The organism is Thalassospira lohafexi (assembly GCF_002844275.1).
Taxonomy (GTDB): Bacteria; Pseudomonadota; Alphaproteobacteria; order Rhodospirillales; family Thalassospiraceae; genus Thalassospira; species Thalassospira lohafexi.
The window spans coordinates 145038-152813 of sequence record NZ_NXGX01000005.1 but is presented as its reverse complement, the minus strand read 5'-3'; the positions used below and the strand labels follow the sequence as shown (position 1 = coordinate 152813).

At 55.6% G+C, this 7776-nt stretch carries 8 protein-coding genes; 1 reads left to right on the top strand and 7 read right to left on the bottom strand.

Annotated features, from left to right (window positions below; genetic code table 11):
• The first annotated feature begins 314 nt into the window (after positions 1 to 314).
• Positions 315 to 1259, top strand: coding sequence for a cyclase family protein (locus tag COO92_RS13295; RefSeq protein WP_101302842.1), 945 nt, complete (start codon positions 315 to 317; stop codon positions 1257 to 1259).
• A gap of 73 nt (positions 1260 to 1332) precedes the next feature.
• On the opposite strand, the gene yghX is transcribed toward COO92_RS13295, so the two are convergent.
• The 7 genes from yghX to COO92_RS13260 form a co-directional block, all read right to left on the bottom strand.
• Positions 1333 to 2220 (bottom strand): YghX family hydrolase, encoded by an 888-nt coding sequence (gene yghX / locus COO92_RS13290; protein WP_101302840.1) that lies wholly within the window; start codon positions 2218 to 2220, stop codon positions 1333 to 1335.
• Positions 2221 to 2493: 273 nt separating this feature from the next.
• Positions 2494 to 3447 carry a D-2-hydroxyacid dehydrogenase family protein gene (locus tag COO92_RS13285; protein ID WP_101302838.1) on the bottom strand — a complete coding sequence of 318 codons (954 nt, stop codon included), beginning with the start codon at positions 3445 to 3447 and terminating at the stop codon, positions 2494 to 2496.
• Positions 3448 to 3488: 41 nt separating this feature from the next.
• The gene (locus COO92_RS13280) at positions 3489 to 4718 is read right to left on the bottom strand and encodes a beta-ketoacyl-ACP synthase (RefSeq protein ID WP_101302836.1); all 1230 of its coding nucleotides are present in this window, start codon (positions 4716 to 4718) and stop codon (positions 3489 to 3491) included.
• Positions 4715 to 5440: a 3-oxoacyl-ACP reductase FabG gene (gene fabG, locus COO92_RS13275; protein WP_101302835.1), complete on the bottom strand. Its 726-nt coding sequence runs from the start codon at positions 5438 to 5440 to the stop codon at positions 4715 to 4717. Before fabG ends, COO92_RS13280 begins: the two co-directional genes overlap by 4 nt.
• Positions 5437 to 5949 carry a hotdog family protein gene (locus COO92_RS13270; protein WP_101302833.1) on the bottom strand — a complete coding sequence of 171 codons (513 nt, stop codon included), beginning with the start codon at positions 5947 to 5949 and terminating at the stop codon, positions 5437 to 5439. The genes fabG and COO92_RS13270 overlap by 4 nt, the downstream gene beginning before the upstream one ends.
• The gene (locus tag COO92_RS13265; RefSeq protein WP_206186412.1) at positions 5946 to 7169 is read right to left on the bottom strand and encodes a beta-ketoacyl-[acyl-carrier-protein] synthase family protein; all 1224 of its coding nucleotides are present in this window, start codon (positions 7167 to 7169) and stop codon (positions 5946 to 5948) included. Before COO92_RS13265 ends, COO92_RS13270 begins: the two co-directional genes overlap by 4 nt.
• The gene (locus COO92_RS13260; RefSeq protein ID WP_165792358.1) at positions 7169 to 7768 is read right to left on the bottom strand and encodes a DUF3261 domain-containing protein; all 600 of its coding nucleotides are present in this window, start codon (positions 7766 to 7768) and stop codon (positions 7169 to 7171) included. Before COO92_RS13260 ends, COO92_RS13265 begins: the two co-directional genes overlap by 1 nt.
• Between the last annotated feature and the right edge of the window lie 8 nt (positions 7769 to 7776).

Here is a 7776-nt window from a genome sequence, read left to right as displayed (position 1 = left end):
CGAAACCTTGAGGTTGGAATATGACGTTGTTTAAGCATGGTTTTCAAGTGGTACATGAAAAAAAAACTGTTAAAGTTTAATGGTGTTATGCAATTTTTGGTTGGGCGGTAATTTCGCTGAAAGGAAGGGACCTTCTGCGCGCCGGATTTATGTTTGTTGTGAGTGATTTCGCGCTTGAGCGATAACCGATCATTCTAAATTCAAGGTTGATCGAATTTCGCTCTTTATAACGCAATTTTTCCCGGTTTCCCTTGTTGTTTTCTTGGCATGTTAGTTGCCCATCCTTGAGTCCTTATCAACTTAGGGAGGAAACAATGCAGAAATCAAAAATCCTGATCGCAGCGTCGGTTATTCTGGGCATGGCCTGTGCCAATGCTGTTCATGCCGAAGGCCGGTTTGCCTCAAAATTTGGTCCGAATGACCAGATCGGGGCGGCCAATAATCTAAGTGCAGAAACAACCCTGGCGGCGATCAAGCTGATCTCAACGGGAAAGGTCTATTCACTGGGGATGGAAATATCACGCGAAACACCGGCCTTTGCGCCGCGTGGTGTTGCGGTAACAGTATTCTCGCCCAGTCAAAGCGGGAATAAAACCATCGGCAGCAATTCCGGAACATATAACGACGATATGTTCACGGGCTGGCTCGGCGTTGGGACCCAGATTGATGGCCTTGGTCATCTTGGCGATCATCACACCTATTATAACAACAACCATGCCGAGGACTTTGTCATGGCCACCGGCTTGACAAAGCTCGGCATTGAAAATGTGCCACCGATTGCGACGCGGGGGGTGTTGCTTGATATCGCAGCGATCAAGGGAACAGATCGTCTTGACGGCGGGTATGTGATTACCCTTGATGATTTGATGAAAGCGCAAAAAGCGGCTGGAACGGAAATCCGCAAAGGCGATGTGGCCCTGATCCATACCGGGTGGCTTGATCTGGTGGGCAAGGATGATGGGCTTTATGGCCGTACCGAACCGGGTCTTGGGCTTGCCGCCGCGTCCTGGCTGGCTGATCAGGGTGTCGTCGCCGTTGGGGCCGATACATGGGGGCTTGAAGCCGTCCCGCATGAAGACCCGGACGCGTTTTTCCCGGTTCACGTCAAACTTCTGGCCGAAAACGGGGTTTATATCCTTGAAAACATTGTCACCCGCGACCTTGCGGCGGATCGTGCGCATGAGTTCCTGTTTGTACTGGGTCAGGCCAAGCTTAAAGGTGCGGTACAGATGATCATTAATCCGGTGGCTGTCCGTTGAACTGACAATCGGCTTTGATGTTAAACATAGAAACCGGCGGTCCATCAGGATCGCCGGTTTCTGTCAGCCTGCGTTAAGTCAGGTACTTGTTGAACCAGTCGATGGTGCGTTGCCATGCCAGTTCGGCCGCGTCTTTGTCGTAGCGCGGGGTGGTATCGTTGTGGAACCCGTGATTGGCACCGGGATAGATGTGGGCCTCATAGACCTTATCATTGGCTTTGAGCGCCGCTTCATAGTCGGGCCAACCGGCATTGATGCGTTCATCAAGCTCGCCGTATTGCAGCAATATTGGGGCCTGAATGCGTGGCACGTCTGCGGCGTCTGCCTGACGGCCATAAAACGGTACAGCAGCCCCCAGTTCCGGGTAGGCCACCGCCGCGGCGTTGGCAACCCCGCCGCCATAGCAAAAGCCGGTAATGCCGATTTTGTCAGTGGTGGCATCATGGGCGGTAAGGAATTCAATGGCGGCGAAAAAGTCGTTCATCAGCTTGGTCGGGTCGACTTCGCGTTGCAGTTCGCGGCCTTTGTCATCATTGCCGGGATAGCCGCCGACCGATGTCAGGCCATCGGGGGCAAGGGCGATAAAACCCGCCTTGGCAACGCGGCGCGCGACGTCTTCGATATAGGGGTTCAAACCGCGGTTTTCATGCACCACGACAACGCCGGGAAGTTTGCCGGTCGCGTTGGCGGGCTTGACCATATACCCGCGCACATCCCCGTGGCCGTTGGGCGATGGATAGGTGATGTATTCGGGGACGATATCGGGATCGGTAAATTCAACCTGATTGGCAAGCGCGTAATCCGGGCTCATGGCACTTAGAACCGCCGCAGCGGTAATGCCACCCACCATGTAACGCCCGGCTCGGTCAAGGAACTCGCGCCGGGAAATAATCCCGTGGGCGTAAAAATCATAAAGCTCCAGAAGCTTTGGCGAAAAATCCTTGGCAGTCAAACGTTTCATCGTGTGCTCCTTGTCGGCATGACGTAGGCGGTAGCAAAGATGGTGACGACGATTGAAATCAGACGTTAGAAATTTCGCAGACAAGCCACTGGTCCGTCTGCTTTGGAGCCGTGATTTGAGCGATCCTTGACGGTGGGCGAAGATTGCACATATAGCAAGCTCCTTTGGCGATCGTGCCGCCAAACTGTGAGCATGATTACATCAGCCGACATGTGTTTTTAGAAAGGTGAGGCTCCTTCAAGACTTCGATGTGATGGAATTTGCAGGCGGGCATTAGGCCGTAATCACACGGACCGGTTTTCCCGCAAGCCATGCGAGGATGGCCTCAACCGTTTCGCCGTAAAACACATCCCACGTATGGCGTGTGACATAGCCAAGATGCGGGGTCAATAAAAGACCATCGCATGTGCGTAGCGGGTGGGATGCAGGAAGGGGTTCGATGTCATAGACATCCAGTCCGGCTCCGGCAATCTCGCCATTGTTAACCGCCTCAATCAGGGCCGCGTCATCGACAATCGGGCCACGAGATGTGTTGATCAGATAAGCGGTTTTTTTCATGCATTTGAATTCATCGGTGCTCATCATGCCAGCGGTTCGCTCGGACAGGCGTTGATGAATGGTGACGAAATCGGCATCTGCCAAAAGGTCATCCTTACTTGGCATATATTCGACGCCAAGTTCGGCACAGCGTTCCTTGGTTAAATTCTGGCTCCAGGCGGTGATGCGCATGTCAAAGGCCTTGGCGATGGTTGCAACCTTTGCACCCAGCCGACCAAGCCCGATGATGCCAAGGGTCGATCCGGCAAGGTCCTGCCCAAGCCCGACCTGCCAGCCGCCGGTGCGCATGGACGTGTTTTCCGGCACAACTCCGCGCGCGAGACCCAGCATAAGCGAGAATGTCAGTTCCGGTGTTGCGGTAGAGGGTGAATTGGTGCCGCAGACTGTTATGCTATGACAGTTGGCATAGGTCACATCAATCGCATCGTTGCGTTTGCCGGTGGTGACAATCAGTTTGAGGTTGGGAAGGTTTTCCAGCAGGGATGCGGGCAAGGGTGTTCTTTCGCGCATAACACAGAGAACATCAAACGGTTCAAGGCGTTTTGCCAAAGCCGCGCCATTGGTAAGCGTGTCATGAAACACGGTAATGTCGCCATGCGATTTGACACCGGACCAGTCGGCAGAGGCCAGGGCAAGGTTTTGATAGTCATCAAGGATCGCAATGCGCATTGTCAGGCGTTTCCCGTGAGGTGAGGGCTGGTGGTTGAGGCCTATGGCAGCGTGAAAATCAGCGATGTGTTGATGCCGCCAAAGGCGAAATTGTTGCTCATCATATATCGGGCCGACAGGCTGCGCGCGGTGTCCTTGATATAATCAAGCTCCGCACAGGCCGGGTCGGGCGTTTTAAGGTTTGCGGTCGGAACAAACTTTCCGTCGCGCATCATTTCCAGTCCCAGCCATGCCTCAATCGCACCACAGGCACCGAGCGTATGGCCAAAGTGGCCCTTAAGGGTATGGATCGGAATGGCGCGGTCAAACACGGCACGGGTGGCCTTGCTTTCGGCGAGATCGCCGTGGTCGGTGGCGGTGCCATGGCCATTGACGATATCGATGTCAGATGGGCTCAGGCCCGCATCCTCAAGCGATTTACGCAGTGCAATTTCCATTTTGCCGGCTTGTGGCTGGGTGATATGGGCGCCATCGGAATTCGACGCAAACCCGACGATTTCACCATAAATGGTCGCCCCGCGCGCCTTGGCATGTTCGTATTCTTCCAGGATCAACGTCCCAGCCCCTTCGCCAATCACCAGCCCGTCCCGATTGGCATCATAGGGACGTGGGGTGATTTCAGGGTGGTCGTTATTGTCGCTGGTGGCAAACAGGGTATCGAACACCGCGACCATGGTTGGGCAAAGTTCCTCGGCCCCGCCGGCAATCATCAAATCCTGCATGCCGTATTTGATGGCTTCATAGGCATAACCGATCCCCATGCTGCCCGATGTGCAGGCGGTCGATGTTGGGATGATGCGCCCGCAAATGCCGTATAAAACGCCGATGTTGACCGCCGAGGTGTGGCTCATCATCTGAATATAGCTGGTCGCGGTGATGGCGTTGCTATCGCCAGTTTCCATCAGTTTGGTAAAGCCCATCACCGGCGGGGTGCTGCCAAAAGATGACCCATAGGCAATGCCAAGGCGACCGCCCTGCAAGGTGGCGGTATCATCACGAAGCCCCGCCATTTCAAGCGCCTTGTCGGTGGCGGCAACCGACATCTGGGCAACGCGGCCCATGCTGCGCAATTGTTTGCGGGTAAGCTTGCCCTTAAGCGTGAAATCCTCGACCGGGCCCGCAAGGCGGGTGCGCAGATCATAGCGCCCATCCCAGTCATCCATGCGGCGAATGCCGGTCTCGCCCGCATACATCCGCGCTGAAATGGTGGGCCAATCATCGCCCAAGGCCGTAATTCCGGCCATGCCGGTAACAACGACGCGCCGGGTCATAGCATGCCCCCGTTTACACTGATGACCTGACGGGTGATATAGGCCGCATCATTCCCACACAAAAACGCAATGGTCGCGGCAACTTCATCGGCCGTACCGTAGCGGCGCATCGGGATCATTTTTTTGACCTCATCGGCGGGCAATTCATCGGTCATCTGGGTTTCAATCACCCCCGGCGCGACGGCATTGACGGTGATTTTGCGTTTAGCCAGTTCAAGTGCCAGCGATTTGACCGCGCCAATGATCCCGGCCTTGGACGCAGCATAATTGACCTGCCCGCGGTTGCCAGCCAATCCGGCGATGGAGGTCAGTGCGACAATACGACCGCCCTTGCGCCGTTGGATCATCGGCATGATGAGGGGCTTTATGACGTTATAAAACCCGTCCAGATTGGTATGCAGTACGGCATCCCAGTCATCATCTTCAAGGGCGGGAAAGGCGGCATCGCGAGTCAGGCCCGCATTCAGCACCACACCAAACGGCGCGCCATGTTCAGCAATGTTGGCTTCAAGTGCGGTGCGGGTGGCATCGCGGTCAGCAATGTCAAAGCGGATAAGACGCCCGGTGCGTCCCATTGCAGTGACGTCATCAAGGACCCTTTGCGCGCCATCGCGGTCGGAATGATAATGAACGATGACATCATATCCATCGCGCGCAAGGCGTTTGGCGGTGGCGGCCCCGATGCCCTTGCTGGCACCTGTTACCAGAATGGTTTCTGTCATGGCGTTGTCGTTTCTTGGTTGTGGGTCGTGTGGGATGTGGCAAGAGTGGCGTCTGTGTCACCGGGTTGAAAGACGTTGATCTGGGCAGCGACAATCACATCATTTCCATCGCGAATTTCGCCTTTGAAGACGCCCATTTCGCCATCTTCGAAAACATTTTCGACATATATGTTTAATCGGGTGCCCGGTTCAAACCAGTCGCGGGTCATGGTCATTTTGCGGGTGCCAAGCAAATAGCCGATGCGCGGAGCTGCGGCAGGATCGGCAGATTTGGCACGCCAGCCACCATAGGCGGCGACAGCCTGTGCGATATATTCAATCCCGACATAGGCGGGCACACCGTGGTCTTTTTCAAAGAACATACTTGTTTGTTGAATTGTGATTTCAGCCCGAAGGTGATCAGGCCCGGCATCGCAGACCCGATCAATCAACAGCATCGGGGCGGCATGCAGGACCAGTTCAGCAATGGCGGGCATGGTTGTGATCTGCGTATGGGATGCCTTGGTCATGAAGGTGTCCCTGCAGGGATAAAACCACGTCCGAGAATGACTGATACGTTGCTGCCGCCAAAGGCGAAGGAATTGCTGATCATGGCAAGCCTATCGTTCGTTGCAAGTCGCTGCCCCGTTTGTTCGACGAGATTCATTTTGGCAACAGCCGGGTCAGTAACACCATCCCAATGATGGCGGGGCAATGGCGCGCCATCATGCGACTGTTGTAGTGAAAGCCAAAGAATGGCGGCCTCAATCGCGCCTGCCGCACCCAATGTGTGACCGGTCATGGGTTTGGTTGAGCTGACCGCGACGGATGGGCCAAATATCTGTGCGATGGCGGTGCTTTCCATGCTGTCATTAAGTGGCGTCGCGGTGCCGTGCATGTTGATATAGCCGATATCATCAGGTGTCAGACCGGCATGTACCAGTGCGGATTTCATCGCGGCGATTGCCCCGGTCCCATCGGGGTGCGGGGCATTGGGATGATGGGCATCGGATGTTTCGCCAACCCCCATCAGGGCAATGTCGCCTGCGTCCCGGCGCAGCGTGAACAGCGCACAACCTTCACCGATATTGATGCCGTCACGGTTTTTGCTGAGCGGATTGCAGACGCCCTCGGAGATGGAATTAAGCGCATCAAATCCGCGCACGGTCAGACGGCACAGACTGTCGACCCCGCCAACAATCACGGCATCACACATGCCCGCATCCATCAATCGCAGGGCGGATGCGAAGGCCTTACCGCTTGAGGAGCAGGCGGTCGAAATCACATATGCCGGACCCGACAGACCCAGCGCATCGCGCAAAAACGCGGCAGGCGATCCGATTTCCTGATGCTCATAGCGAAAACCGGGGGCCCATGTGCCGGTTTGCAGCATGTCCTGATACCCGGTGGTGCCTTCTTCGATGCCCGAGGTGCTGGTGCCCAGAATGATGCCGATGCGGTCTTTGCCAAAGGTTGCGATCATATCGTTAATTTCAGAGGTAATCTGAGCCGTGGCAGTCCATAGCAGGCGGTTGTTGCGGGTATCATATTGCGTAAGATGATCGGGCACGGGGGCAAGCGGCCCGGTTACGGTGCCAAGCATGGTGGTGCGATCAATCAGAAAATCGTCATGGGAAATCATGTCCGCCGGGCGGTCGCCAAACAGGGTGCGCGATGTTTGCTCTATCCCCTGTCCAAGGGCGGAGACAATACCAAGGGCCGACAGAAAGGTCGAAGTCACCGACATCATCAGGACCCCAGTCTTTGCGATCTGATGGTCAGGGTATAGCCCAGTTTCATATTGCGCAGGGTTGCCACACCCTGCCACGGGTCGCGGATCGGTTTTTCAATCGTAACAAACACCAATCCATCACCGTTGGTGCGGATGGTGCGTTGACCCATGGTTTCCTCGACGGTCATGGATTGGTCGACCACGTCACTGACAACATCGTCGGGCCAATAGGTCATGACGATATCGCCAAGCAACCGTTCAGGGTCAAGGGCATCTGGCACCCAGTCGGCCTTGACGATGTTGAGCCCATCAAGGGTCCAGTCAATGGTCATGGCCCGGCGACCGAGATCATCAAGCACGGCAATCCTGACCTGACCGGGCTGGGCCGAAATTCGGGCGAGGAAAGTGGCCGTGCTCGGCTGACCGTTTTGGGGGCGCCATTGTGCAGTGACCTGTTGGGTTGCCTCAAGGCTTTGGGCCGTTTCCCACGGGTTTTCCGGTAACTCGATGGCGATATCCGGTGTCAGTGCAACCGTATACGCAGGATTGGACGCAAACGGGTTCGGGACCGACAAGTCGGCAAGATCCGTAACACAGGCGTTCAGAGACAGGGTCATGAATAGGA